At 53.1% G+C, this 24,384-nt stretch carries 25 protein-coding genes; 14 read left to right on the top strand and 11 right to left on the bottom strand.

What is annotated here, in order from left to right:
- Positions 1–68: 68 nt before the first annotated feature.
- Complete coding sequence (locus tag ACRRUX_RS13890) at positions 69–908, bottom strand: MaoC family dehydratase (protein ID WP_432531475.1); 840 nt, start codon at positions 906–908, stop codon at positions 69–71.
- A gap of 224 nt (positions 909–1,132) precedes the next feature.
- On the opposite strand from ACRRUX_RS13890, the gene ACRRUX_RS13885 reads away from it, so the two are divergent.
- On the top strand, positions 1,133–1,903 hold the full coding sequence (locus ACRRUX_RS13885; protein ID WP_432531324.1) for a methyltransferase domain-containing protein: 771 nt from the start codon (positions 1,133–1,135) through the stop codon (positions 1,901–1,903).
- Positions 1,904–1,909: 6 nt separating this feature from the next.
- Here ACRRUX_RS13885 and cheD read toward each other — a convergent pair whose 3' ends face one another.
- Positions 1,910–2,542 (bottom strand): chemoreceptor glutamine deamidase CheD, encoded by a 633-nt coding sequence (cheD, locus tag ACRRUX_RS13880; protein WP_432531322.1) that lies wholly within the window; start codon positions 2,540–2,542, stop codon positions 1,910–1,912.
- A gap of 65 nt (positions 2,543–2,607) precedes the next feature.
- A complete protein-coding gene (locus ACRRUX_RS13875; RefSeq protein ID WP_432531320.1) occupies positions 2,608–3,465 on the bottom strand; it encodes a TraB/GumN family protein in 858 nt (285 codons plus the stop codon).
- Positions 3,466–3,597: 132 nt separating this feature from the next.
- Between ACRRUX_RS13875 and ACRRUX_RS13870 the strand changes: the two genes are divergently transcribed.
- On the top strand, positions 3,598–3,906 hold the full coding sequence (locus tag ACRRUX_RS13870) for a prephenate dehydrogenase (protein WP_432531317.1): 309 nt from the start codon (positions 3,598–3,600) through the stop codon (positions 3,904–3,906).
- A gap of 212 nt (positions 3,907–4,118) precedes the next feature.
- Here ACRRUX_RS13870 and ACRRUX_RS13865 read toward each other — a convergent pair whose 3' ends face one another.
- Positions 4,119–4,661, bottom strand: coding sequence for a DUF3016 domain-containing protein (locus ACRRUX_RS13865; RefSeq protein WP_432531315.1), 543 nt, complete (start codon positions 4,659–4,661; stop codon positions 4,119–4,121).
- Between the two features lie 128 nt (positions 4,662–4,789).
- Positions 4,790–5,299, bottom strand: a complete 510-nt coding sequence (locus tag ACRRUX_RS13860) for a DUF4240 domain-containing protein (protein ID WP_432531313.1) — start codon at positions 5,297–5,299, stop codon at positions 4,790–4,792.
- Between the two features lie 200 nt (positions 5,300–5,499).
- Between ACRRUX_RS13860 and ACRRUX_RS13855 the strand changes: the two genes are divergently transcribed.
- The 3 genes from ACRRUX_RS13855 (at position 5,500) to ACRRUX_RS13845 (ending at position 7,759) form a co-directional block, all read left to right on the top strand.
- Positions 5,500–6,303 (top strand): response regulator, encoded by an 804-nt coding sequence (locus tag ACRRUX_RS13855; RefSeq protein ID WP_432531311.1) that lies wholly within the window; start codon positions 5,500–5,502, stop codon positions 6,301–6,303.
- Between the two features lie 132 nt (positions 6,304–6,435).
- On the top strand, positions 6,436–6,708 hold the full coding sequence (locus ACRRUX_RS13850) for an HU family DNA-binding protein (RefSeq protein ID WP_432531309.1): 273 nt from the start codon (positions 6,436–6,438) through the stop codon (positions 6,706–6,708).
- 358 nt (positions 6,709–7,066) lie between these two features.
- Entirely contained in the window at positions 7,067–7,759 is a 693-nt protein-coding gene (locus ACRRUX_RS13845; protein ID WP_432531307.1) for a TorF family putative porin, read from the top strand.
- A 41-nt stretch (positions 7,760–7,800) separates the two neighbouring features.
- Here ACRRUX_RS13845 and ACRRUX_RS13840 read toward each other — a convergent pair whose 3' ends face one another.
- Positions 7,801–9,429, bottom strand: coding sequence for a mechanosensitive ion channel family protein (locus ACRRUX_RS13840; protein WP_432531305.1), 1,629 nt, complete (start codon positions 9,427–9,429; stop codon positions 7,801–7,803).
- Positions 9,430–9,612: 183 nt separating this feature from the next.
- On the opposite strand from ACRRUX_RS13840, the gene ACRRUX_RS13835 reads away from it, so the two are divergent.
- Entirely contained in the window at positions 9,613–9,918 is a 306-nt protein-coding gene (locus ACRRUX_RS13835) for a hypothetical protein (RefSeq protein ID WP_432531303.1), read from the top strand.
- Between the two features lie 75 nt (positions 9,919–9,993).
- On the opposite strand, the gene ACRRUX_RS13830 is transcribed toward ACRRUX_RS13835, so the two are convergent.
- On the bottom strand, positions 9,994–10,119 hold the full coding sequence (locus tag ACRRUX_RS13830) for a hypothetical protein (protein ID WP_432531301.1): 126 nt from the start codon (positions 10,117–10,119) through the stop codon (positions 9,994–9,996).
- A gap of 199 nt (positions 10,120–10,318) precedes the next feature.
- On the opposite strand from ACRRUX_RS13830, the gene ACRRUX_RS13825 reads away from it, so the two are divergent.
- From ACRRUX_RS13825 to rraB, 6 genes are all read left to right on the top strand, one after another.
- On the top strand, positions 10,319–10,627 hold the full coding sequence (locus ACRRUX_RS13825; protein ID WP_432531299.1) for a hypothetical protein: 309 nt from the start codon (positions 10,319–10,321) through the stop codon (positions 10,625–10,627).
- A 96-nt stretch (positions 10,628–10,723) separates the two neighbouring features.
- Positions 10,724–11,881: a hypothetical protein gene (locus ACRRUX_RS13820; RefSeq protein WP_432531473.1), complete on the top strand. Its 1,158-nt coding sequence runs from the start codon at positions 10,724–10,726 to the stop codon at positions 11,879–11,881.
- Complete coding sequence (locus tag ACRRUX_RS13815; RefSeq protein WP_432531297.1) at positions 11,865–12,776, top strand: metal ABC transporter solute-binding protein, Zn/Mn family; 912 nt, start codon at positions 11,865–11,867, stop codon at positions 12,774–12,776. Before ACRRUX_RS13820 ends, ACRRUX_RS13815 begins: the two co-directional genes overlap by 17 nt.
- An 11-nt stretch (positions 12,777–12,787) precedes the next feature.
- Positions 12,788–13,531: a metal ABC transporter permease gene (locus tag ACRRUX_RS13810; RefSeq protein ID WP_432531471.1), complete on the top strand. Its 744-nt coding sequence runs from the start codon at positions 12,788–12,790 to the stop codon at positions 13,529–13,531.
- Between the two features lie 121 nt (positions 13,532–13,652).
- Entirely contained in the window at positions 13,653–14,387 is a 735-nt protein-coding gene (locus ACRRUX_RS13805) for a 1-acylglycerol-3-phosphate O-acyltransferase (RefSeq protein ID WP_432531295.1), read from the top strand.
- Positions 14,388–14,435: 48 nt separating this feature from the next.
- The gene (gene rraB, locus ACRRUX_RS13800) at positions 14,436–14,834 is read left to right on the top strand and encodes a ribonuclease E inhibitor RraB (RefSeq protein WP_432531293.1); all 399 of its coding nucleotides are present in this window, start codon (positions 14,436–14,438) and stop codon (positions 14,832–14,834) included.
- Between the two features lie 50 nt (positions 14,835–14,884).
- On the opposite strand, the gene ACRRUX_RS13795 is transcribed toward rraB, so the two are convergent.
- Both ACRRUX_RS13795 and ACRRUX_RS13790 read right to left on the bottom strand, forming a co-directional pair.
- On the bottom strand, positions 14,885–15,859 hold the full coding sequence (locus tag ACRRUX_RS13795; protein WP_432531291.1) for a sensor domain-containing diguanylate cyclase: 975 nt from the start codon (positions 15,857–15,859) through the stop codon (positions 14,885–14,887).
- Between the two features lie 17 nt (positions 15,860–15,876).
- Positions 15,877–16,893: a response regulator gene (locus ACRRUX_RS13790; RefSeq protein ID WP_432531289.1), complete on the bottom strand. Its 1,017-nt coding sequence runs from the start codon at positions 16,891–16,893 to the stop codon at positions 15,877–15,879.
- A gap of 228 nt (positions 16,894–17,121) precedes the next feature.
- On the opposite strand from ACRRUX_RS13790, the gene ACRRUX_RS13785 reads away from it, so the two are divergent.
- The gene (locus ACRRUX_RS13785; protein ID WP_432531287.1) at positions 17,122–17,928 is read left to right on the top strand and encodes a crotonase/enoyl-CoA hydratase family protein; all 807 of its coding nucleotides are present in this window, start codon (positions 17,122–17,124) and stop codon (positions 17,926–17,928) included.
- On the opposite strand, the gene ACRRUX_RS13780 is transcribed toward ACRRUX_RS13785, so the two are convergent.
- Together ACRRUX_RS13780 and rapA are read right to left on the bottom strand one after the other, a co-directional pair.
- Positions 17,929–18,807: a DUF3530 family protein gene (locus ACRRUX_RS13780; protein WP_432531285.1), complete on the bottom strand. Its 879-nt coding sequence runs from the start codon at positions 18,805–18,807 to the stop codon at positions 17,929–17,931. It abuts the gene before it with no gap.
- A gap of 278 nt (positions 18,808–19,085) precedes the next feature.
- Complete coding sequence (gene rapA, locus ACRRUX_RS13775; protein WP_432531283.1) at positions 19,086–21,992, bottom strand: RNA polymerase-associated protein RapA; 2,907 nt, start codon at positions 21,990–21,992, stop codon at positions 19,086–19,088.
- Between the two features lie 610 nt (positions 21,993–22,602).
- On the opposite strand from rapA, the gene ACRRUX_RS13770 reads away from it, so the two are divergent.
- Positions 22,603–23,997 (top strand): PhoH family protein, encoded by a 1,395-nt coding sequence (locus ACRRUX_RS13770; protein ID WP_432531281.1) that lies wholly within the window; start codon positions 22,603–22,605, stop codon positions 23,995–23,997.
- The last annotated feature ends 387 nt before the right edge of the window (positions 23,998–24,384 follow it).

The raw sequence follows: 24,384 nt of genomic DNA, 5'->3' as shown, positions 1-24,384 counted from the left end.
TGTGATGGAACACTGTGTTTATATAGTCACGCTAATATAAAAGGCCGGCGATGCCGGCCTTACAGGAGTTATCCCAGGAATCTGACTGAGCCGGTCAGATGCGGGCGCCGGCCGCGGCCATCCCGGAGTTCAAAACGTTTGCCGTTGTCCGCGGCATCAATGGCCGCAAAGGTGACATCTGCAGGCATAAACAAGGGGAGTTTAAAGGCGACATCCACTTCGCAGGGGCGATTGGCGATGTCGTCGCTCATGGCCGCAATACAGCGGGCCTTGGACCACATGCCATGTACCAGTACCCGATCAAAACCAAAGCGTTTGGACAGCAGAGGATGCAGGTGGATGAGATTGTAATCCCCGGAGGCTTTGGCATAGCGGCGTCCCAGATCTTCGCCAAGTTGCCATTGCTCAGGATTTTCCCACTCCATGGCCTCGGCTTTGGGGGGCCTGCTGCGTTTGCCTGGCCGGTCGAGACGGTATAGATAGGTGGATACTGACTCCCACACCAGTTCGTCTCCTGACCACACTTTGGAGACCAGATCGAAGGTCAGCCCGGTGTCGGTTTCTTCGCTGCCCGCCAGCACACATTCGATACGGAAGCGTTCATCGATATGCAACGGGCGATAGCTGGTGATGCGATTGCGCAGGTGGATCATGCCCAGCAGCGGGAAGGTGATCCCCGGATGGGTGAAGATCAGTGCCTGCAGGCGAAACACCAGGACGTGCATGTAGGTGAGCGGCAGTTGCTTGCCATCGAAGTTGAAATTACAGACATCTGCATATTGGCTGACGGCCGCCGGGGATACTGACACCTGATCGCAGCTGACCTGAATAGCCGGCAGTGGCTGGCCGTCCCATCCTGGTTTGCGACCAAAGAAAATCTTGCGATAGAGCGAAAACAGCGATGGCATCGCCTGAAGTTCAACCTTGTATTGCATCTTCCCGTCAGTGACCTGTTTCGTTGACAAGGGCGGGATTATAACCCAAATCACCGCTGACAGGGTATCTGTCTGAGTATTGCGCTGTCTGTGGCAGATTTGCCGGGGGGCCGAGCCGTGCAGCGGAGAGCGGTCATCGTCGTCAAAGTGCCGCGGTTATGCGACACTATGCAACCTGTGACAGGAGAGTTTGATAAGTGCAAGACAAGAACTTCGATAGTTTGGCCGGAAAGTTTGCCAAGAATATTTATGGTACGCCGAAGGGAGAAATTCGTGCGGCTGTATTGTGGCGGGATTTGACTGAGACAGTGCCGGCGATCCTCAACGGCAAGCTGCGGATTCTGGATGCCGGTGGTGGGTTTGGTTATATGAGCCAGAAGCTCGCGGCCCTTGGTCACGAGGTGGTGCTGTGTGATATCTCTGCAGAGATGCTGACGCTGGCCAGGGAGCAAATAGCCGCCAGCGGGCAGGAGATGAATATTCAGCTGATCCACAGTGCGATTCAGGATTTGAATGGCGGGGAGCTGGAGCAGTTCGATTTGATCCTGTGTCATGCGGTCGCTGAGTGGCTGGCCGATGCCAACAGCACGCTGGCAGGCTTGCTGGGAATGCTTAAGCCGGGTGGATACCTGTCACTGATGTTTTTCAATCTGGAAGCCATGCGGTTTCACGCGCTGGTATCGGGCAATTTTGATTATGTAAAAGCCGATTTTAAAATCAAAAAGAAGGTGCGGCTGACCCCGACCCACCCCCTGTTACCCGATACCGTGGCGGACTGGTTTGAAGACTGGCAGCTGCAACTGCTGTGTCATTCCGGGGTCCGGGTTATTCACGATTACCTGAAGAAGCGTTTGCCTGCAGATTTTGATTACGGTCAGTTACTGGAAATGGAGCTGGCGTATTCCCGTCATCCGGCGTATCGGGATTTGGGACGATACGTGCATTTCATAGGTCAGCAGGTGATGTGATGAGATTCAGTTGTCGAACAGTTCAATCTCATTGTCTGCGCCGGTAATTTTAACCCCATCCAGATATTCTTTTTCTTCCCGGATGGTTCTTTCCACTGGCTCAGAAGCAAGACGTTTCACCATGGCCCTGCCGCTTTTGGGATGAAACATCACTTTTCTGGGCCAGATGCCGCCCACGTCTTCTGCCAGGATCTCTATGCCTTCCAGTGCCAGATACTGGCGCACAAATTCGATGTTGGACTCCCCCACGTTGATTATCGACATGCCACCAAGTTTGGCACCTCCGAAGATTTTGGCTTTGAGATTACGGCGTTGTCCGCCGGCAGACAGAATACTGTTTATCAGCTTCTCCATGGCCCAGTTGCCGTAACGGCAGGAATAGCTGGTGAGCTGATGCCAGTCATCGTGGGCCTTGCGTTCAGGCAACAGGAAATGATTCAGCCCACCAATGTGCATCACCGGATCCCAGATACAGGCGGCGATACAGGATCCCAGGCGGGTGAAGATGTATTCATCCTGGCAACTGATGTAATACTCTCCGGGATCCACCCGAGCAGTCATGCACTCGTGCTCTCGGTTCCAGTATCTGGGAATGGCTTCAAACCCGGGGTACACCAGGTTGCTCAGGTTGGCTGTCATCAAGCCTCCGTGCTTGTTACATCTGTTGAGTATAGACAGTGGAGACTAACTTTAGGGGTATATGGCTAAAGTAATTTGGTGACCTTGATGTTTTTGCCCGCCAGCAGCCCGGGAATATTCTGGGCACCAACCAGGTGACCGGCGCCAACAATAATAAACAGCGGCGCTTCAATCCGGTGATTCTGCATCATTTGCAGCAATGTCTCTGCCATGCTGTGGTTGCGATCCCACAACAATTTCTGAATAAACTCCCGCTGGTGTGGTTGCTGTAAATCTCCTTCCATCAGCTCAGCCAGACGAGCGTTGTCGCCGTTTCGCCAGGCGTCTATCAGGGCGTTGGCATCCATTGGCGTTCCCTGAATGGCTTCCTTGAGCATCAGCCATTGAATATCGCTGTTAAAGGATGCCAGCATTGCAAATTGTTGCTCAACGCCTTCCAGTTCATACAGTTTTTTGTTTGCCATACGGCCAACAAAATATCCGTCAACACCGGCGCCGGGATCGAGTCCCAGCGTCTGGAATTGTCCCATGGCAATCTGGCTGGCCTGCAACCAGGGGGCAAGCCCCGCAATGGATTGACAAAAAGCCTGTTTATGGGCGCAGTAATCGGCCATCTGTTGCTGCTGCGAGAGCGACAGCGGTTGTCGGATGAGGCCATATTGACGGATAAGTGGCAGTAAATCGGCTTTGCTGGTATCAGCTTCAACCACCAGACTGGCTGACTGCGCAAATGCGTTTTCAACCAGATCCGGCAGCGGATAAAAATCCGCCTTCCCCACATGGACTGAGCCCAGTAACCAGGCCGTTTGTCCCTGATACTCCAGCTTAAAAAAAGGTGGCCGGTCGGTAGTGGCCGCCTGTGCGACCACAGAGCACAGCAGTGGCAGTATCAGCCAGAAACGTCTTAAGCAGGAGCGGGGCATTTGGGTGTCCTTATTGATAGAAATAATGGTGGGGTCAGTCAGCTGTTCATCGCCCATGCCAATGCGCGCCGGTTCGCAAGCCCGGCAGGATTGGGTATACTGCCGCCCAATTCACACGTGACAGGATCCCTTATGCCACAGAACAAGGTACTGGAGCAATTGCAGGAAAACCTGCAGCTGGTTTATCGACAGGCAATCGACGCCGACAACAAACTCAATGGGTTACAGCAAGCCGGTCATGGAAAGTTCCAGGCCGTTTTTGCTGACGATCAGGGATTTCGTACCCGCAGCAATCGCTTTTTGCCCTATGTCAAAGAGCTGGCAGAAGAGCTGGCGGAGATGCAACAGGAAGCTGAGCTGACACCTGAAGATTTGCAATTGATGGTGAAGCGCCTGGCGCTGCTGCTTAAAACTTTGCAGGCGTTCAAACGTCAGGCCTGATCGGCATAATGGCATGGATGACGTTGCTAAGCTGAATCCGGACTTTTGGCCAGGCAACCCTCAGTGATGTTGAACCATTGACAGGTTAGTGCCGTTAATCATCCACACTGCAGCCTCGTGTGGCGGCGGAAGGATTGGCGAGGCAGCCTGAGTTGGTTGTGACCATCTCAGGCGCATTTCAATATCAGACCGTCTGCAAGTTGATATACCGCTTATTTGGGTGGATGGCCTTCCAGTTGCGGCGCCAGCGTCCGGTTAAACCACTGCTTGAGCATTTGATTCTCATACATGAATGACTCCTGACGCAGTGGCTGGATCCCGCCCAGATAATTCATGTCTTTAAGATTCTCGTCGCCGGACAGCAGTACCTCATGCCCCTTCATCACCCGATAACTGAAATCGATTCTGGGAGGATAGATATCTTTCAGAACCCGGATATCGTTGGCAGTGGCACCGAATGTCGGGCGCACATCACCGGCCAGATCCACATTGGTGACCGTCAGTTCGAGTTTTTCGCCATTGGTGAGGACCTTGTCTGCCAGCTTGTTGAGCTGTTTGGTCATGGACTCAAAGGCCCGCTGTTCATACCTGGACTGCAGCTCACCTGACGATTTGATGTCAGTGTATTTGTCTGGCGACTGCCAGGTAATTTTCACCGCGCCATCTTCAGTCACCGGATTGGGGGCTTGTTGGTCATCGGCCAGCACCGTGCCGGGAAGCAGCATGGCAGCCAAAAAAATCGCTTTGATTTTCATTGAATCATCTCCTGCTACTGAGTTCAGTATGCTAACCGAGCCCAAGGCATGTCAGGGGTTGTTGAAGGTTATTGATACGGTACAAAAGTTAACCTGAACCCCTGCTTAATACAATCGGCATTACCGGCTCAGAATGGGAAGCGCTCTGCCAGTTGTGGATAGGTTTTCTTCAATGACTTGGGGCGATCATCAAACTTTTTGCCGGCGGGCGATGATTGACCGGATGAGACGAACGGCAGTTCATGGTCAGTGCGATTTTCGTACAATTGACCGGCCACCAGATCATATTCCTGTAAAAACGGGTAAGGATACTCATCCATCAATGGAAACTCGGGTACCAAGGCCAGCGCATCCGGGTTAAGCACTATTTGCTCGAACCAGTCTTTACCCAGAGAAATCAGATAACTGCGAAATTCCGCGAAGGCATATTCGGTATCCAGTCCGGTGACGACATAGGCGGCGCCCCACACAGACCACTGATAACTGCGGCGCATCTGAATGGCAAAGTGCTTGTCGAATGCGGCCAGTTGCTCATCACTCAGCGGAGCCAGGCGTGCCTGCAGCTGGGCGGTAATTTCTGTGTCTGATTGGTTCAGTGAGGCTCGGGTTACCAGTTGCCAGAATTCTTGTTCGGTCATGAAGGACTCGGATCGGGAGAAAAGCCCCATTTTAATGAAGCAATATGCCCTGTGTCATCCGTCGGCAGCCGGCAGAAAAAAATAACCGACTCAATACGCTCTTTTACACAGCTGCTAATCTTTAAGGCGGGAATACTGTGATGTGCGGTCTGGAGTCACCGGCAATCAGATAGTTTCTGCAATGCGCTGAGGGTTGATTTATGGAACATGTCTCAATTGATCAGTTGTCGATACTGCTTATCGAGCCGTCCTGTGCTCAGCGCAAGATCATCATGAATCAGTTGATGGAAGAAGGGATACACTCCATCAAAACTGCCGGGGATCTGACAACCGGCAAGCAGCTGGCTGAGCAGTTAAAGCCGGATCTGGTTGTCAGCGCCATGCACTTTGCCGATGGTACTGCGCTGGAGCTGGTTGCTCATGTTAAAAGCCACAGCGCCTGTGAAGAAACACAATTTATGCTGATTTCCAGTGAGATCCGCAAAGAGCAGCTGGAAGCCTATCGTCAGTCCGGTGTGGTGGCGATTCTGCCCAAGCCTTTTGAGCTCAGTCATTTGCACTCTGCGCTGCTCTCCACCGTGGATTTACTGGGACATGATGAGCTGGACCTGGACTATCTGGACGTCACCGAGCTGCGGGTATTGCTGGTGGATGACTCCGGGCTGTCCCGCAAGATTATTCGCCGGACGCTTAACACTCTGGGCATGAATGACAACAACATCATTGAAGCCCAGGACGGTAAAGAAGCGATAGGCCTGCTGCAAACCCATGAGTTTGATCTGGTGATTACCGATTACAATATGCCGCTGGTTGATGGTCTGATGCTGGCGAAATATATTCGTCAGTACAGTCAGCAGCCCATGTTACCCATCCTGATGGTGTCGTCAGATGCCAACGAGTCCCATCTCTCCAACGTTGCCAGGCACGGGGTTAATGCCTTGTGTGATAAACCCTTTGAACCGCAATTGGTGCGCAGGCTATTGAAACAATTGCTGGAAGAATGAGATTTTTTGCTATTAACCTTGTTTTAACATCTTCACGAATTCCCATGCTTGTGGCATGGTAACACTGACCCTGTTGGTTCTTGGGTCTTGCTATCTGGTAATCCATAACTGTGATGATGTGAGAAAATAACAATGAACAAGACGGAACTGATCGCCAAAATGGCCGAAAACTCGGAGCTGTCCAAAGCGGACGCGGCCCGTGCCCTGAAATCTTTCGAGCAGGCAATTACTGAAGCCATGCAGGCGGGTGACAAGATCTCAATCCTGGGATTTGGTTCATTTGAGGTGGGCAAACGCGCAGCCCGTACCGGTCGTAACCCTCAAACCGGCAAAGACATTCAAATCCCTGCGGCTAACATACCCAAGTTCAAAGCGGGTAAAGCCCTGCGTGACAGTGTGAATTGATCGTTTTTGGCTGGACACAAGCCCTCATTGTTGAGGGCTTTCTTGTTTTTGGGGCCGCATTCTCTTCATTGCACTGCAAGCGTGCCTGACGCGCCATCGGGAGGCATTGGCAGCCCACCTGCTTGCACCAATACTGCTCATCTTATGGTCTATTGTGGGTCGTATTATTGCTAAAAAACTCATAATACCCATTTTTAACAGTTAGTTAGCTTCTCAACTTCACCGCGGCTTTGATTGCACCTTCACCTGCATCTGCGCTGGCACGCTATTGGCAAACAGTATCAGGTGTCTGATGGTCTGCCCTGAAAGGAAACCGGCTGCCACAGATCAGGGGAATGATGAATTTGAGGAGATAACAATGAAGAAATACGCGTGTCCGGCAGGGATTGTCCTGTGTCTTGTGTCGCTTTCACCACTGGCTCAGGCAGGAGTCTCCGGCAATCTTGGGGTCAGTTCCAATTATCTGTGGCGGGGGATCAGTCAAACCGGTAATGGCAGCGCGGTTCAGGGAGGACTTGATTACAGCCATGACAGCGGTTTTTACGCCGGAACCTGGGTGTCCAACGTCGATTTCGGGGATGACACCAGTTATGAACTGGACCTGTTTGCAGGCTTTTCCGGCGAACTCAGTGAGGGGCTGGCCTATGACCTTGGTTATGTGTTTTACGGCTACCCGGATGCCGATGCCAGCGTAGATTTTGGCGAGCTGTACGCATCTGTGTCATGGCAGTGGCTGACGCTGGGGTATGCCCATATTATTCATGCCGGCAACGCTGTTGCCGGGGATGGGCTGGATGACAAGGATTTGGGCTATTTGAATGCCGATATCAACATTCCTCTGACCGATAAACTGACCCTGACGGCTCACTACGGCTACAGCCATGGTGATGTCAGCGAAGCCTGGTTTGGTACGGATCATTACTCCGATTATTCGTTGGCGCTGGCAGCCAGTACCGAGCTGGGGGAGGTGAGCTTTACGCTGTCGGACACTGATTTGGCGGGAGATGATATCAAAGCCGTGATTGGTTACAGCTATCAGTTCGATTTGTGAGTATAAAAAAGCGCCCTCGGGCGCTTTTTTGAGTCTTCGGCTTATTTGGCCGAAGTTTGATAAATATGTACATCCCGCTGTGGGAATGGAATGCTGATCCCTTCGGCATCGAAGCGCATCTTGACCGCCCGGGTAATATCCCAGTACACATCCCAGTAGTCTTCCGGCTTGGTCCAGGGGCGGACAATGAAGTCCACTGAGGAATCGCCCAGAGTGTGCAGCTTGATGGTAGGCTCCGGATCTTTCAGCACCTTGGGGTGATTGATGACGATATCGTGCAGCACCTGTTCGGTATGCTCAATGTTGTCGGAATAGCTGATACCAAACACCATATCCACGCGGCGCTGATGTTCCACGGTAATATTGTTGATGGTATCGCCCCAGATTTTGTTGTTGGGGACGATCAGGCGTTGGTTATCCAGGGTCATGATGGTGGTGGATACCAGACTCATGTGGCTGACTTTGCCTGTTACCCCGGCGGCGTTAATCAGATCGCCCACATCGAAAGGACGGTAGATGAGGATCATCATGCCGGAAGCAAAGTTGGACAGGGTATCCTGCAGTGCAAAACCAATGATCACACCGGCGATACCGAAACCGGCAAGCAAGGGGCCGAGCTCAAAGCCGAGCTGTGACAGGGCAATCAGCAGCCCGATGGAGTAAACCACCTTACTGGACAGCTTGGTGAAGAAGTCCTGCAGCAGCTTGCTGAAGTTCAGTTTGGAAGTGCTGACCGCGCGACGCACAAAGGACTCTACCAATCGGGCCACCAGGCTGGCGACGAACAGGATCAGCAGGAAAATAAAGACTTTGAATATCAGAGTTGGGCCATGTTCAATCAGCTGGCTTTTGGCCGTGGTCAACCACTGTTGCAACAGACCGGAAGCCACATCTATGTTCAGTACATCCTGGGTGATGTCGCCGCTGACAGAGAACAGGGTCTTTTTCATTTCCGCGGTATTCTGTCCCAGTTCATCCAGCAGTGTGATGATACTGCCAAGGCTGGCGTTACTTTTTTGCAGCCACTCTTTGTAAAGCGCGACTTTGGCGGTTTGCTCAGCGCTGACATCTTTGCCGGCGGCATTGGCATCCTGCACTGCAGCTTTAAGCTGTTGCTGCAGGAAGGTGACCTGGCTTTCCAGATGTTCACCGCGCAGGTCCAGTGCCTGGATCAGTTCAGCCTTGTTGCTGCTGACATCCATTCCTACTTTTTCAGCCCACTTAATGGTTTCCAGCTGGGCACCAAAGAACTGATCACGCTCGGATTCCCGCTTGGCGATCAGCAGAATGGTCTGGCTGTCATCCGCCTGCCCCAGTTCCTGCTTGAGCTTGCTGATATTGTTGGCCAGATAACCCTGTACCTGATTGATAAATTGCAGCTGCTCGGTAATCAGTGGTTCAACCGATTTGGTGTCAACGTCCGGTTGGGCAACCATAGTGGCAATCAGGCTGCGCAGCTCGGTAATTTTGTTGATGATGCGGTATTCGGTCAGGGCGCGGATTTCGCCTTTGGCTGTTTTCAGCTGCGCAATATCCTGATCAATCGCCTGTTGCAGCAATTGAATTTGTTGGGTGGTTGGGGCCGTGCTGGTCGGCGCCTCATTGGCGAAGGCACTCAAGCAGGCCAATGACAGCAGTGCCGCTGCCAGAGTAGTAGCTAACTTGGACATTGGAATGGAATATCCTTAATGACTTTAAGGTCGTAATGATATTCCCCCGACCGGGGTGGCGGCAACAGTGAAAAATCCGGAATTGGTGGATGGCTTGGGGTTCAGTGTATGGATTTGCTACACTCGCATCCCTGAATTGTGGTCAAACATTTGGCCGCTGATTGTTACCCATGGATTACGCCTATGATTTGCCCACACTGCCACAAAGGTTTCAGCGTTGCCCGAATAGAGAAACAGCGCGGAAAAGGACTGAAAGCTGAGTTCCAATGTCCTCATTGTCATGCCTGGCTTGGCAAGAATGTCACGTTGCAGCGCCTGAAAATACTCGGTTTCTATCTGGCCGTTGCCATGGGGGGCTGGTATTGGTGGTTGCCTGAGGGCCGGATGATTGCGGCTCCGGTCGGTATTCTGTCGCTGATCCTGTTGCTGGTTGCCAACCTGATGGACCATTTGCGCGTGGTCGAACCTCCGCAGGACGAAGCGCAATAGTTGCGCCGCCGGTTAACTCCAGTCTGTTGTTCAGCAATATCCCATGGCCTTGGGCGATGGGATATTGCAACAGCATCAGCTCAGGATCACTTCCTGTCCTGCCAGTGACGCCTCCACCCACCAGATGCCGCCCAGCACTGCTGCCAGAAACAGCAGGATGAACAGAATCAATCCCAGATTCGCGCGGATAAAAGCCAGCATATTGTTTCTCCCAAAATATCCACACCCGGGTGGATGCTATCCTGCTGTCCACAATAGGTTTTACAGCTTAAACCAGTCTTAATTTACGCTGAAGATACAAAATTGCTCTGCTTCTGGGGCTGACATGTTGCGTATTTGTGGTAAAGTCCAAGCCGGTTAAATATGAGTTCGTCATCGAGAAATCTACCGGGGAAGGGATTTGCCACAGCTGAGCAAAAGCACCAAGCATGTGATTATCTGGCTGTTATTCAGCTGGATAAGTTTGGTATTGCTGGCTCCCGCCCACAGTCTTTCGCATATTCCGGATGGCTCCGGTGACACACTCTCGCACTGTAGCCTGTGTGTACATCAGCATCATATGGCGACAGGTATTCCGGCATCCGGTCTTACATTACTGCCAACCTCGCCCCAATTCCTGATTGTTGTCGCGGAGCAGATTGTTCCGCTGATGCCCGCTTTTACTTGGTACTTCAGCCGCGGCCCACCTGTTTTCTCCAATACCCTTTAAAAATCAATGATGAATTATCCTGCAGGCGATGGTCTGCGGGACGTGGGATGCTATGGAGAAAATATGAAATTCCAATCTTTACCCGTTGTTGGCTGTATGACAGCAGTGACTGTGGCACTCGTCTGTAGTCCGGTATTTGCGCAGATTCCCGGGCTGAACAATCCGGCGATCAGTGCGGTGCTCAATGGTTATTACCAATCTGCCGATCGAGTGCTCGGTAATGCCGAAGGTTTTGGTCTGAATGAAACTGAGCTGGCCATCAGTGCGAACATCGATGATTTGTTTTACGGCAAAATCACCACAGTGCTGGAGATGCAGGAAGGGGAGACTCAGGTCGAACTGGAGGAGGCTTTCATTCAGACTCTGGCCATGCCTGCAGGTCTGGGGATACGGGCCGGGCGCTTCCTGTCGGACATCGGCTATCTCAACAATCAACATCCCCATGCTGATGCTTTTGTCGAGCGGCCGGCTGTTTACCGCGCGTTTTTGGGCGGTCACTACTTCGACACCGGGCTGCGGCTGAACTATCTGGCGCCGACGGAGCTCTACTGGCTGATTGGCTCGGAAGCCTTCAGTGGCGAAGCGCTGCGCTTCGAGGATGACAGTGGTGAGCGGGACTATCGCACTGTTGGGGTTTATACGGCTTATACCAAACTGGGGGGCGATATCGGTGAGTCGGGCTCCTGGCAACTGGGGCTGAATTATCTGCGCAATCAAAATGGCCGGGCAGGCTTTCATGAAGAGCATCCGGCGGCGGAAGTGGCTGCCGATGAACATGGTCACAGCCATGATGTTGCCTATACAGGTGAAAATCTGTACGGGGCAGATTTTGTTTATAAATGGGCACCTCAGGGAAATTATAAATACCGTCATTTGACGCTGAGCGGTGAGTATTTCCGCCTCAGTGACTTCAGACCGCTGGAGAGCCATGACACAGATGCCGGGCATACTGATGAGGGCAAAGATGTTATGCAGGGCTGGTATCTGAGCGGTGTTTATCAATTTTCTCCCAACTGGTCGGTCGGCCTGAGATACGGCCAGGTCGACACTCAATTGCTGCATGATGAACACTTTGATGCCCAGAAACTAAAAGAGACAGAGCTGATGCTGGCCTGGCATCAGAGCCACTTCTCTACGGTGCGGTTGCAGTATACCCGTCAGCAGGGCACCAATTTTGATGCTCTGAATGACGACAATATTTTCACTCTTCAATACATTATGACTCTGGGGGCTCACGGTGCGCATCAATTCTGATTGGCTTAATGCCCTGTTATTGCTGATAGGAGTGAGCAGTGCGTCGATGGCGTCTGCCCAACTGACGGTATTTGCCTGTGAGCCGGAATACGCCTCATTGGTGACTGAGCTGGCACCGGACGCCGAAGTGTTCAGCGCAACCACCGCATTTCAGGATCCTCATCTGGTGCAGGCTCGTCCGAGCCTTATTGCCAAAATGCGGCGCGCGGATTTGGCTGTGTGTGCCGGTGCTGAGCTTGAAATCGGCTGGTTGCCCATGCTGCAGATGAAATCTGCCAACCCCAAAGTCAACAGTGGCGGGGCTGGGCTGTTTTTTGCCGCTGAGCAAACCGATACCCTCGATAAGCTGCAGCAGGCGGATCGCAGCATGGGGGATGTGCATCAACTGGGGAATCCTCATCTGCATTTCTCGCCAGCCAGGGTACTGATGGTCGCGACTGCGCTGGCAGAGCGTATGGCGCAACTGGCCCCAGCCAATGCCGCCGCGTATCAGGCCAATCTGCAGCAATTTGTAGCGCGCTGGCAGAAGGCTGTTCCCCAATGGCAACAGCAGGCAGCAGCGCTGCGCGGCAAAAAAGTGATTGGTTATCACAGCAGTTTCCGCTATCTGTTTGACTGGCTGGGGATAGAGCAGGTGGCCGATCTTGAGCCCAAGCCGGGATTACCGCCCTCCAGTGCACATTTGGCATCTTTGCTGACCCGGGCTAAAGCGGGCGACATCAGCGCCATTACGGTGGCCGGTTATCAGGACCGGCGGGGGGCCGATTGGCTGGCGCAGCGCACAGGTTTACCCGTGGTGGTGTTGCCTATGTCTGTGGGCGGTGATGAGCAAAGCCAGGATCTATTCGGTCTTTATGGCAGTGTTATCCAGCAACTGACAGGAGTCATACAGTGACTGCAGATCTGATGCAGGTGCTGTTGCCGGCCTTTGTGGCCGGCTTACTGGTGCTGTCTACCCATGTGGTACTGGGCAGACAGGTGCTCAGGCGGGGAATTATTTTCATCGATCTGGCTATCGCCCAGGTCGCCGCGTTGGGCACAGTACTGGTACAAATGCACCATGAACTTGGCGAATGGCCGTTTGTTCATCTGTGGATGCCATTGGCATTTGCGCTGGCGGCGGCTGGAATTATCGCCTGGCTGGAAAAGCACATGGCCGATGAGCTGGAAGCCATGATTGGTTGTTTCTATGTGTTGGCGGCGGTCTTGGCGATGCTGCTGTTGTCCCACGATCCCCACGGTGGTGAGCTGCTCAAACAGGTGTTGTCCGGACAAATCCTGTGGGTGGATTGGCCAGCGCTGGCATTGCCAGCGCTGGCATCTGTTGCGGTATTGGCTGCGGTGCTGTGGCGTCCGGCATTGCTGCATGGCCGCAGTTTTTATCTGCTGTTTGCGCTAATGATAACCCTGTCGGTAGAGCTGGTGGGCGTGTATCTGGTGTTCAGTTCGCTGATCCTGCCTGCGTTGGCGGTTAACCGGTTGCGGGGGCCCCGACAATGGCCAGTTGCTTATCTGGCAGGGGCTTTGGGATATCTGCTGGGGCTTTGGCTGTCTGCGCTTTATGACTTACCGGCCGGTGCCACCATAGTGGTCACCCTGGCGTTGACGGCACTGACATTTCGTCTGCTGCATGCCAGAATCACCCGCTAATTCAATGGTATTAAAGCCATTTTTGAAGTGAACAGATTTTAAGCGTACAGCTGTTATCAAAAGATTGAGCGGCAGGGCGTTGCTGGCTATACTGTCGCCAATTTTTTTGCAGGAGACTGTCGTGCTGTTAATCGTCAGATGTCTGCTGTTGGCGGTTATGCTTGTGTTTGCCTTCCTTTTCGGCGGGTTATATTGCTTGCTGAGGCCACGACACAGAGACAATGTACATATGTTCGCCAGGTTGTTTTCAGCCGCGGCGCCAATTCTGGGTATCAAGGTCATCGTACGCCGCCCCAGCCATGAGTCCCCGACACCCTGCGTGTATCTGGCCAATCACCAAAACAATTATGACATGTTCACCCACACGGCCGCGGTGCCCAAAGGTACCGTCAGTCTGGGAAAGAAAAGTATTTTGTGGATGCCGCTGTTTGGCCAGATTTACTGGTTGTCCGGTAACATCCTGATCGACCGTAAGAATCGCAGTAAAGCCTTTGATACCATGGCGAAGACTGCACAGAAGATCAAAGACAGCTGCCTGTCTGTGTGGATTTTCCCTGAGGGTACCCGCAGCCGTGGCCGCGGTCTGTTGCCTTTCAAAGCCGGCGCCTTCCACACTGCCATTGCGGCCGGTGTCCCCGTGGTGCCAGTGCTGGCTTCCAATCAAAGCGATATCCATCTTAATCGCTGGAACAACGGGGTCGTCATTATCGAAGTGATGGACCCGGTTGAAACCAAGGGGCTGGGCAAGGAATCGGTCAAGGAACTGTCCGGAAAAATGCATAAATTGATGGAAGATAAACTGCTCCAGTTGAATGCTGAAGCCGCAGCGATGATGGGCAAAACCTCAGCGGCTTGATAGCCGCTTTATGCTATACTGCGCCGACTGATTTTGATGGAGACGAGCATGTCTATTGAACGTATGCTGAAAGAGCAGCTGGAAGAAAATCGCGATATCGTACAGGCATTGCTGGACGATGGTTCTGATCCGGATGCCGAGTATGTGATTGAGCATCACTTTTCCTGCACCAACTTTGACCGCCTGGAAAAAGCCGCAGTGGATGCATTCAAGCTGGGCTTTGAGGTGAACGATGCGGAAGAGATTGAGCTGGAAGACGGCAGCACTCTGTTCTGCTTCGACGCCATCGCCAACCACAGGCTGGAAGTTGAACTGCTGGACAAAGCCTGTGAGCAGTTGATGACGCTGGCAGCCAAGCTGAAAGTTGATTACGACGGTTGGGGCACTTACTTCATCGGTGACGAGATGTCAGACGACGATGACGAGGAAGAAGAGATCCTGCACTGATCTCAGCTCTTAATAACATATACATAAACCCGCCAAATGGCGGGTTTATGTTATGCGTCGTCTTTACCCCGACTGTAAACCTGCACATTGTTGCGTCCCGACTCTTTGGCCTGATACAGGGCGGCATCGGCGCGGCGAACCCAATCTGAATTCTGATTGATATCTTCATCCAGCATGCAAATCCCGGCACTGATAGTAAAGCCTATGGTTTTCTTATCCAGTTGCATGGGGGATTGCTCGACTTTCTGACGCAAACGTTCGGCAAACTGAGCGGCGCTGTCGGCATCGGTTTTGGGCAGCACAATACCAAATTCTTCGCCCCCATAACGGCCGGCAATATCAGTTTCCCGCAGTGAGTCATTGATCATGGCGGCCAGGTGCTGAATGGCTCTGTCACCCACCAGATGGCCATATTTATCATTGATGGATTTAAAGAAATCGATATCCAGCATCACCAGACTGGCCTGTTCCTGATAGCGCGCAAAGCGCTCAAATTCACGATTGAGCAGATCCTGCCAGTGGCGGCGGTTGTACAGCTTGGTCAGGCCATCGGTCTGGCTCAGTTCGGCAAGCTCGGCATTGGCTTCTTTCAATTGCAGCTTGTTGATGGCCACATCGGTGACGTCATAGATGATCATACACAGATGGGTGACTTCGCCGGTCAGCGCCGACAGCGGGAATAAGGTGACATTCTGATACATAAACTCCGCTTGGCCGGTAATGGGGCGGTAGTTTTTGAAACGGAAAATGTAAGGTCTTTGTTCCCAGCTGATGAAGGCCCGGTTTTTCAGGGTGAAGACCACTTTCATTTTCTTTTTCAGCCAGTCTGCAGAAAGTTCAGGAAAGCAGGCAAACAGATCCCTGTCCCGCAAATCGTGGGGGGATATGCCACTGTGGTTTTCCATAAAGCCATTCCACAGTTGAACTTTATAGTCCCTGTCCAGCACCACCAGGCCGACTTCGATCGTTTGCACCATTTCGATCAGCCGGTGGAGTTCATTCATATGATTGACTTCGTGTGGCATAGTGCTCCCCGGCGCTGTCAGTCCAGCAGATAGCTGAGTTTGTAGTTCATGGTGGGAATCGAGTCTTCGGTAAACAGCAGCAGCAAATCGCAGCGGATGTTGTAACTCTCAATCTGATAATTGATCTCGATGGCCAGGGTGCGCTGCCATTTATGGATTTTGTCTTTGATAAGCTCTGACAGATCGCAGTGACGACCAAGCACCACAGGGTGAGACTGGCTGAAATTCATGTGCAGCTGCTCAAATACGCCCCGCAAAAATGCGCCAATCAGCACGTTGCCTGTGTCCATCAGCACTTCGATTTCCGTGTCGGGATCCAGCGGATCATCGATGCGCATCAGTCTGGCCATATCTTCAAAGCTGCCATCATAGAACATCAGCAATGCCTCTCCGGCAACACCGGCGGCAATAAATCCCTGGCACAGCGCAGAGGCTTTACTATCACTCTCCACCGCTTTGAGTGCCATGGTCAGCTCACTGGTTTCCAGCACGTTGACGTTGGGGATCGGCAGTTTGACAAAAACGTCCAGCAACTTGGCCAGCAGATCGGCGGCCTGTCCCATGGCGATATTGGCGACCTCCTGACAGGCATCACGCAGATCGACTTTGATCATGCTGGTATCTGTCAAAGGTGGGGGAGCGGCAGGCTCCTGCTCTGTTGTGGCAGGTTCGAGTATGCCGTAATTGAGCAGGATTGCGCGGATGGCTTCGGGTTTTACCGGTTTCTGAATAAAATCGATGGCACCAAGTGATTTTACCCGCTCATGGGCTTTGGCCTGAATATCACCGGACACCACTATGATGACGGCGGGCAGATCCTGCTGTTGAACCTGAGTCAGTACCTGATAGCCGTCCATTTCCGGCATATTCAGATCCAGAAAGACAATTTCTCCCCGGCCTTCCCTGATGGCTTCCAGCCCTTCCCGGCCATCGGCAGCGAAGCTCAGCTCGACGTCCCACTCGGGGGGAAGACTGCGGGCCATTTGCTTTCTGGCCATCGCAGAATCGTCGCAAATCAATACCTGAGTTGTCATAGCTCCCTTAATCCCGCCGTGTCTTTTATTCTTAAGCCTAACACTGATTTTGGTATTTGACGGAGTTTCGTCTGGCGTTGGTGCCAAAATCAGTGCAAACGACGGCACCTGACGTGCAGCCCGGTTTGTCCGGGCAATGCAACCTGAACGCGCAAGTTTAACAAAATCTTTGCATTGTGTATTCAACTCGGTCTAATGTGGCTCATTCAGCGGCAAAGGAATAAGTGTATGTCATTGAAGTATGTGACTTTTAATGTGGTTGATGGAATAGCCAGGGTGACGCTTGACCGGCCAGACAAACTCAATGCGCTCAATTACCAGATGTTTTGCGAAATACGCCGGGTACAGAAGATGATCCGCCGGGATGCCAATATCCATGCCGTGATCCTGTCCGGTGCCGGGGGCCATTTCAGTTCGGGTCTGGATGTGCGCAGCGTGATGAAGCAGCCACTGCAGGCCGTTAAACTGCTGTTCAAATGGTTACCCGGTAATGCCAATCTGGCGCAGCAGGTGTCATTGGGGTGGCAAAGACTGCCGGTACCTGTAATCGCGGTGATTCACGGGCACTGTTATGGCGGTGGTATGCAGATAGCTCTGGGCGCAGATATGCGTTATGCCTCACAGGATGCGGATTTCTCTATCATGGAAGCCAAATGGGGGCTGGTGCCGGACATGGCCGGACTGGTCGCGCTGCGCAGCCTGTTGCCCAGAGACAAGGCGCTGGAGCTGACGTTGACGGCTGATATTATTCAGGCAGAAGATGCACAGACGCTTGGGCTTATCACCCGGGTGAGTGCCGATCCCATGGCCGATGCGATACAGATGGCTACCCGGCTGATGCATACCTCACCGGACGCGGCGGCTGCCATCAAAGCCAGTATTCACCGCAGCTGGAGTGCCTCAGTCAGGACGTTGCTGGCGCGGGAGTCCTGGTATCAAATCCGCCTGCTGCTGGGCAAAAACAGCCGGATAGCGGCATTGCGTCAGACCCGCGAGCCCGATAAGCCCTGGCACCCCAGACAAAATGGCTGGTGATCAACGGATCAGGCTGGTGTAAGCAAAACCTTTGATGGCCACAGTGGCATCCTGCCAGGCGCTGGGGATATCCAGATCCAGTGCCAGCTGCAATTGACGGTACTTAGCCGGGCCTTTGGATCGGCTCAGATGCTGACGCTTAGTCAGGGTTTCTCTGGACGCCGGATGGCCATCGGGAGACTGAATATCCAGCACAGGGATCGACAGCTTTTCCAGACCGCTGATCAGGGCCGCATTCAGTTGTGGCTGGGGCAGATAGGGATTGAACACCACCAGCAGATCCGGTGTGGGGATTTTTTCCTGATTAAGCAGTTCGATAACCATGGCGGCCGTCTGATTGCTGACAATCATCAGTCGCTTGCCCGGAAACTCACTGCCCAGCACATCCAGTTGCCCCAGCGCTTCGCTGACCGACGCCTGTCTCTGGCTGATAAATTCACTCATCTGCGTCATTGAATAGTCCGGTGTGGATTGGCCTGACGTCAATTTGAGTTGTCCCTCTCCGGGGTTGGCCACTGACTCTGCTGTGGTGGAAAAATTGGCCCGCGGCAGCGGCAGTGGGGACGACAGATTGATGCTGGCCCAGCCTGCTGAGTTCAGAGCCCGTCGCAGATGGGCAATGAGCCCCGGAGTATCAGGCACCTGCCCCGGGCTTGCCAGCAGAATCACGGCGCCGTATTGGTGCCTGCCTTCCCAGGAGCGAACCAACACAGGTGACGATTGCGCTCCCACCTGAATGCTGCGCAGCTCATCATCGGGCAGATAATCATATCCGGCCTGGGCAATTTGTGGCTGATAGCTGAAGGTCTCGGCACTCAATGCCGGTGGCATTAATGCCAGCAACATCAGCGTCAGGGCTGAGCGAGTCAAGATAGACATTCCTTTGGTTTCTGATACTTGCTCAGTATATCAACAAAAAGCCCTGCATCGCGTAATGCTGTTCATTTAGGAAAAGTATCGCTGGTTAACGGCAAGATATGGAGCCACCAAGGGCATGAAGACAAACCGCTATCTTTCTTTGCTCTGCTTTCGTGCGTGCAGCGCCGTGGCGAAGTGAGTACTTGGTTGAGTGCTTGGTGTGGCGGCCTTTCAAAATAAAAAAAGCCTTGTGTGAAGTTCACAAGGCTTTTCAGGATCAGGACGGATGGTTACCGGCCTCAGGCATGGCTGACCAGCACCAGTCGGATGGCATCCAGCTGCAGGGCGCAATCGTCCAGATAGCGCTTGAGCTCAACCATCTGCTCACGCAGATAATCCAGTTCCTCTTCACGGATATTGGGGTTCACCGCTTTGAGGGCTTCCAGGCGTTCGAGCTCAGCGGTCAGCTGGCTGGTCATGCTGTCACGGGCGTCGTCCAGCAGTTTATCCAGTTCGACTTTGGCGACTTCATCAGCCTTGGCCAGCAGCGGGTGCATCAACGTTTGCGAGGCGTTCACCAGTTTGCTGCCAATATGACGGTTCACCGCACTGAGCTGGCGATCGAAATTGTCATAGTTGACGTTGGCCGACAGATTGTTGCCACTCTTGTCCAGCAGCACCCGGATAGGTGTAGGTGGCAGGTATCTGTGTACCTGGCTGGCTTTGGGCGCTGAGGCTTCAGCCAGATAAATCAGCTCGACAAACAGGGTGCCTGCTGGCAGTGCCTTATTCTTCAGTACGGCCACGCTGGTGCTGCCGGTTTCAGAGCCGGTGATCAAATCCAGCGCGGTCTGCACCAGCGGATGCTCCTGAGTGATCAGCGCAATATCGTCACGGGACAGCGCAGTGTCACGATCGAAGGTTACTGTCAGACCATCTTCCGGCAGACCCGGATAGGTCGGGAACATCATATGTTCGCTGGGGCGCAGGATAATGGTGTTTTCGCCACTGTCTTCCTGATCCACGCCGATAATGTCCCACAGGCGGATCACAGCACCGATAAGGCCGGTATCGTTGTCCCGCTCTGCCAGACGTTCAACCAGTGCCTGAGCTCTGTGACCACCGTGAGAGTTGATCTCCAGCAGTTTGTCACGACCCTGCTCCATGGCATGTTTCAGCTCTTTGTAGCGTGCCTGGGTGTGGTTCAGCAGGTTGGTCATGGCATCCTGATCATCTTCAATCAGTACATTGACCAGGTCTTCCTGGAACTCGTTAAACAGTACATGACCGCTTGGACAGGTCAGCTCGAAGGCATTCAATCCCTGATGGTACCAGGTCAGCAAACGCTCCTGTGCTGTGCCGGTCAGGTAGGGCAGGTGGATCTGCACGTCATTTTTCTGGCCGATACGGTCCAGACGACCGATGCGCTGCTCCAGCAAGTCCGGATTCAGTGGCAGGTCAAACAGTACCAGATGGCTGGCAAACTGGAAGTTACGGCCTTCTGAACCGATTTCAGAGCAGATCAATGCCTGGGCGCCGCTCTCTTCCTGCGCAAAGTAAGCGCCGGCTTTGTCGCGCTCGATAATCGACATGCCTTCGTGGAATACGGTGGCCTGAATACCTTCGCGGGTACGCAGTGCTTCTTCCAGTGCCAGTGCCGTCTCTGCCTGACTGGCGATGATCAGTACCTTCTTGGAGCGGTTGTTCTTGAGAAAATCAATCAGCCAATCCACACGTGGATCGAACTTCCACCAACCGGCGTTGTTCTCATCGAAAGCCTGATACATCTTCTCCGGCGCCAGCGCCATGCTGATTTTTGACTGCAGGCTCTTATAGCCGCCCATCATGGCGTTTACCCGCGCAGCTGTCACATATTCCTGTGGCATGGCGTGGGGGTAAGCGTTGAATATGCGCTTGGGGAAGCCTTTGACTGAGGCGCGGCTGTTACGGAACAGCACCCGGCCGGTACCGTGACGGTCCAGCAGCTCCTGCAGCAGTTCACTGCGGGCAGCCTGTTTCAGCTCTGCATCCACCTCATCGGCCTGGATCATACGAATGGCCGGGGCGATATCTTTTTCACCCAACAGTTCAGTCAGGCTGTTGATGGCTGCATCAGACAGCTTGTGCTCGCCAGCCAGCGCTTCGGCGGCTTCAGCCACTTCTTTATAGCTGTCTTCCTCTTTGATAAAGGCGTCGTAATCGTAGAAACGGTCCGGATCCAGCAGACGCAGACGGGCGAAGTGACTCTGATGGCCCAGTTGATCCGGGGTTGCGGTCAGCAGCAGTACGCCGGGAACCACTTCAGCCATGGCTTCCACAATTTGATAGGCTTTGCTTGGCTCATCTTCAGACCATTCAAGGTGATGGGCTTCATCCACCACCATCAGATCCCAGTCGGCATCCAATGCCTGCTCCAGACGGCGCTTTTTGCGCAGCAGATCCAGCGAGCAAATCACCAGCTGCTCGGTATAGAAAGGATTGTCGTGCTCGGCAAAGGCTTCAATGCAGCGGTCTTCGTCAAATACGGCGAAGCGCAGGTTAAAGCGGCGCAGCATTTCCACCAGCCACTGATGGCGCAGGGTGTCGGGCACGATAATCAGTACGCGCTCTGCGCGACCTGTCATCAGCTGTTGATGGATAATCAAACCGGCTTCGATGGTCTTGCCCAGACCCACTTCATCGGCCAGCAATACCCGGGGCGCAAACCGGCGACCCACTTCATGGGCAATCCACAGTTGATGAGGAATAAGACCTACACGCGGACCCTGCAGGCCGAGCACATCTGAGCTGGCCAGTTGATGGCGCAGCAGCTGGCTCTTGTAGCGCATGGTAAAGCGGTCCAGACGATCGATCTGGCCGGCAAACAGACGGTCCTGTGGCTTATTAAAACGGATGTTGTGATTCAGCAGAGTTTCACGCAGTTCGATGTGTTCACCGTTATCACTGCGGGTGCCGAAGTAGTAAACCAGGCCGTCCTTTTCCTCAACGGAGTCGATCTTCAGTGTCCAGCCTTCATGGCTTTCCACGTCATCCCCGGGATTGTAAATCACGCGGGTGAGGGGGGCGTCGGAGCGGGAGAACATGCGGTTCTCGCCCGTGGCCGGAAACAGCACAGTGACCATGCGGCCTTCTACCTGTACCACGGTCCCCAATCCCAGTTCTGATTCTGTATCGCTGATCCAGCGTTGACCTAAGGCGAACGGCATAACTAACTCTTTTCTCCGGCACATTTCACAAAGGGCGCGTATGGTATACCCAAGCCTGCTGAGGACACAAGTCGGTAACCCGGTGTTGACGGGCTGCAAATCTCAGCCAAGCGGTAAGGACGCTGCTGCCATCGGCTTTTGGCTGCGGCAACCGGTGGGTAAAAAAGTTCATTCGCGCAGATTTTTCCGCAGGCTTTTGTGCGGACAGGCAGGTTATCCGCAAGCGCAGACTCAGGATAAAGCTCAGTGCTGGCGATGACCTTAGTGCATGCCTTTACACCACTGGCCTGATACCAGTGCTGGCAACTGTGGCCTGAACTGGGCATGGAATACAACCTTTGCTGCGCAATAAGACGCCCGAGAAATCAGACTAAGACGGTGGGCTGTCGAATACAAATTAACCTTTATGCAGGGTGTCATGCTGCTGTCATCCTGATGACATTAAACTGACGATATCAATCGAAAAGTGAGTTGAGCTTTGGCTCCTTTGGTGCCACTATTAACATTAATTAAACATTTGTCCGGATTGAGAAAACAGGATAGGGAGGAGTAAACCAAAAGTGCTGTAAACCATAAAAACAACGCTGGCATAAGCTGGATTGGAGGCGCCATGGAGCAAGACGGCAGAAAGTTATTTGTACTGGATACCAATGTACTTTTGCATGAACCCTTAGCCATATACTCGTTCAAAGAACACGATGTAGTCGTCCCGATGACAGTTCTGGAGGAACTTGACCAGATAAAAGACCGCAAACGCGATGTCAGTCGTGACGCCAGAGTCGCGATTCGCGCCCTGGAAGACGCCATCGGCAGTCTGTCCACCCCCGAACAAATCGTCAGTGGCGTGCCGCTTCCCGCCCGGGAAGGACAAACCGCCGCATCAGGTAGCCTGGCTATCTTCCCCGACCATCAGATCGAATTCACCATAGGCGCATTGCCCGGTGACAACAATGACAACCGCATCATCAACACCGCACTGCATCTGCAGAAACAGTACAGCCCCCGGCCAGTGGTGCTGGTCACCAAAGACATCAACATGCGCCTTAAGGCCAAAGGTGCCGGGATGGAGCGGGTTGAGGACTATCGCACCGATCAGCTGATTGACGATATCCGTTTCCTGGCCAAAGGTTTTCACCAATATGAGGGTAATTTCTGGGAACACCTGAATCGGGTATCGACCGCCAGACAGGGGCGCAATACCATCCATGAAGTGCCGGTAAAAGAGTTGGATGATACTCAGCTCTATATTAATCAGTATCTTATTGATGATGAATCGGACTTCTGTGGCCGGGTGGTCGATAAAAATGATACCCATATGCACATCCTGGATCTTGGGCGCAGCCGGGTGCTGAATCAGCAGGCCTGGGGGGTCAAACCCAAGAATATCTATCAGGGCATGGCGCTGCAGGCGCTGATGGATCCCGATATCGATCTGGTGATCCTCACTGGCCCAGCCGGTTGTGGTAAAACCCTGCTGGCGATGGCAGCAGCGCTGGAACTGGTGGTCGAGCGCAATCAGTATGAAAAGGTCATAGTGACTCGCAGCACGCCGGAGATTGCCGAATCCATCGGCTTCTTGCCGGGCACAGAAGAAGAGAAAATGATGCCCTGGCTGGCGGCGGTCACAGATACTCTGGAAGTACTGCACAAGCATGATGTCAATCCCACCGGCAGCATGAACTACATCATGGAAAAGGCCAACATCCAGTTCAAATCCATCAACTTTATGCGCGGGCGCTCAATCCAGAACTCCATCGTGTTGCTGGATGAGTGTCAGAACCTCACCGCCTCGCAAATTAAAACCATGATCACCCGCATGGGCGAAGGCACCAAGCTCATCTGTTGCGGTAACCTGTCGCAGATTGACTCCAACTATCTGACAGCGGTCACCTCAGGCTTGACCTATATTGTGGAATGCTTCAAGAACTTTGAAGGCAGTGCCAACATTTACCTCAACGGCGTCGTCCGCTCACGCCTGGCCGAATACGCCGAAGAGCATTTGTAATTCTCTTTTGAGGTAAAGGTAAAAACCGGACTTTCCCAAGTCCGGTTTTTTGTGTGCGGTCATTTCTAGATGGCCTGTCTGTTTGTTATTTCATTGCTATTAAGGTCGAACGTTGGATATGCAGGTTGCACTAATTTGATAGGCGTAGCTGCAAAAATGACCGTTGAAAATAAGGTGAATGCTCATCGATGATGAGCGTGATTATGAGCGCAATGCATGGATGTATTGCTGGCATTTGTTCAAGGACGAATTTGGTTTTCGTCGAGCCTCCAGGGAAGGATTGACGGCGAGGCATTTGGGTAGCTGCGCAAAAGGCCGTTTTCGAACATCCATGTCTTTCACGGCATTCAGGCTTCCTGCCTATCCCAGCGGCAGGCAATGGTAATC

This window comes from Shewanella sp. GXUN23E, assembly GCF_050865035.1.
Lineage (GTDB): Bacteria > Pseudomonadota > Gammaproteobacteria > Enterobacterales > Shewanellaceae > Shewanella.
This window is presented reverse-complemented; position numbering and strand designations above follow the sequence as displayed.

Excerpts from the sequence above, each read along its gene's own strand:
- ACRRUX_RS13890 (WP_432531475.1), bottom strand. The coding sequence starts at position 908 with ATGCCATCGCTGTTTTCGCTCTATCGCAAGATTTTCTTTGGTCGCAAA.
- cheD (WP_432531322.1), bottom strand. The coding sequence starts at position 2,542 with ATGACAGCCAACCTGAGCAACCTGGTGTACCCCGGGTTTGAAGCCATT.
- ACRRUX_RS13875 (WP_432531320.1), bottom strand. The coding sequence starts at position 3,465 with ATGCCCCGCTCCTGCTTAAGACGTTTCTGGCTGATACTGCCACTGCTG.
- ACRRUX_RS13870 (WP_432531317.1), top strand. The coding sequence starts at position 3,598 with ATGCCACAGAACAAGGTACTGGAGCAATTGCAGGAAAACCTGCAGCTG.
- ACRRUX_RS13865 (WP_432531315.1), bottom strand. The coding sequence starts at position 4,661 with ATGAAAATCAAAGCGATTTTTTTGGCTGCCATGCTGCTTCCCGGCACG.
- ACRRUX_RS13860 (WP_432531313.1), bottom strand. The coding sequence starts at position 5,299 with ATGACCGAACAAGAATTCTGGCAACTGGTAACCCGAGCCTCACTGAAC.
- ACRRUX_RS13855 (WP_432531311.1), top strand. The coding sequence starts at position 5,500 with ATGGAACATGTCTCAATTGATCAGTTGTCGATACTGCTTATCGAGCCG.
- ACRRUX_RS13850 (WP_432531309.1), top strand. The coding sequence starts at position 6,436 with ATGAACAAGACGGAACTGATCGCCAAAATGGCCGAAAACTCGGAGCTG.
- ACRRUX_RS13845 (WP_432531307.1), top strand. The coding sequence starts at position 7,067 with ATGAAGAAATACGCGTGTCCGGCAGGGATTGTCCTGTGTCTTGTGTCG.
- ACRRUX_RS13840 (WP_432531305.1), bottom strand. The coding sequence starts at position 9,429 with ATGTCCAAGTTAGCTACTACTCTGGCAGCGGCACTGCTGTCATTGGCC.
- ACRRUX_RS13835 (WP_432531303.1), top strand. The coding sequence starts at position 9,613 with ATGATTTGCCCACACTGCCACAAAGGTTTCAGCGTTGCCCGAATAGAG.
- ACRRUX_RS13830 (WP_432531301.1), bottom strand. The coding sequence starts at position 10,119 with ATGCTGGCTTTTATCCGCGCGAATCTGGGATTGATTCTGTTCATCCTG.
- ACRRUX_RS13820 (WP_432531473.1), top strand. The coding sequence starts at position 10,724 with ATGACAGCAGTGACTGTGGCACTCGTCTGTAGTCCGGTATTTGCGCAG.
- ACRRUX_RS13810 (WP_432531471.1), top strand. The coding sequence starts at position 12,788 with ATGCAGGTGCTGTTGCCGGCCTTTGTGGCCGGCTTACTGGTGCTGTCT.
- rraB (WP_432531293.1), top strand. The coding sequence starts at position 14,436 with ATGTCTATTGAACGTATGCTGAAAGAGCAGCTGGAAGAAAATCGCGAT.
- ACRRUX_RS13795 (WP_432531291.1), bottom strand. The coding sequence starts at position 15,859 with ATGCCACACGAAGTCAATCATATGAATGAACTCCACCGGCTGATCGAA.
- ACRRUX_RS13790 (WP_432531289.1), bottom strand. The coding sequence starts at position 16,893 with ATGACAACTCAGGTATTGATTTGCGACGATTCTGCGATGGCCAGAAAG.
- ACRRUX_RS13785 (WP_432531287.1), top strand. The coding sequence starts at position 17,122 with ATGTCATTGAAGTATGTGACTTTTAATGTGGTTGATGGAATAGCCAGG.
- ACRRUX_RS13780 (WP_432531285.1), bottom strand. The coding sequence starts at position 18,807 with ATGTCTATCTTGACTCGCTCAGCCCTGACGCTGATGTTGCTGGCATTA.
- rapA (WP_432531283.1), bottom strand. The coding sequence starts at position 21,992 with ATGCCGTTCGCCTTAGGTCAACGCTGGATCAGCGATACAGAATCAGAA.
- ACRRUX_RS13770 (WP_432531281.1), top strand. The coding sequence starts at position 22,603 with ATGGAGCAAGACGGCAGAAAGTTATTTGTACTGGATACCAATGTACTT.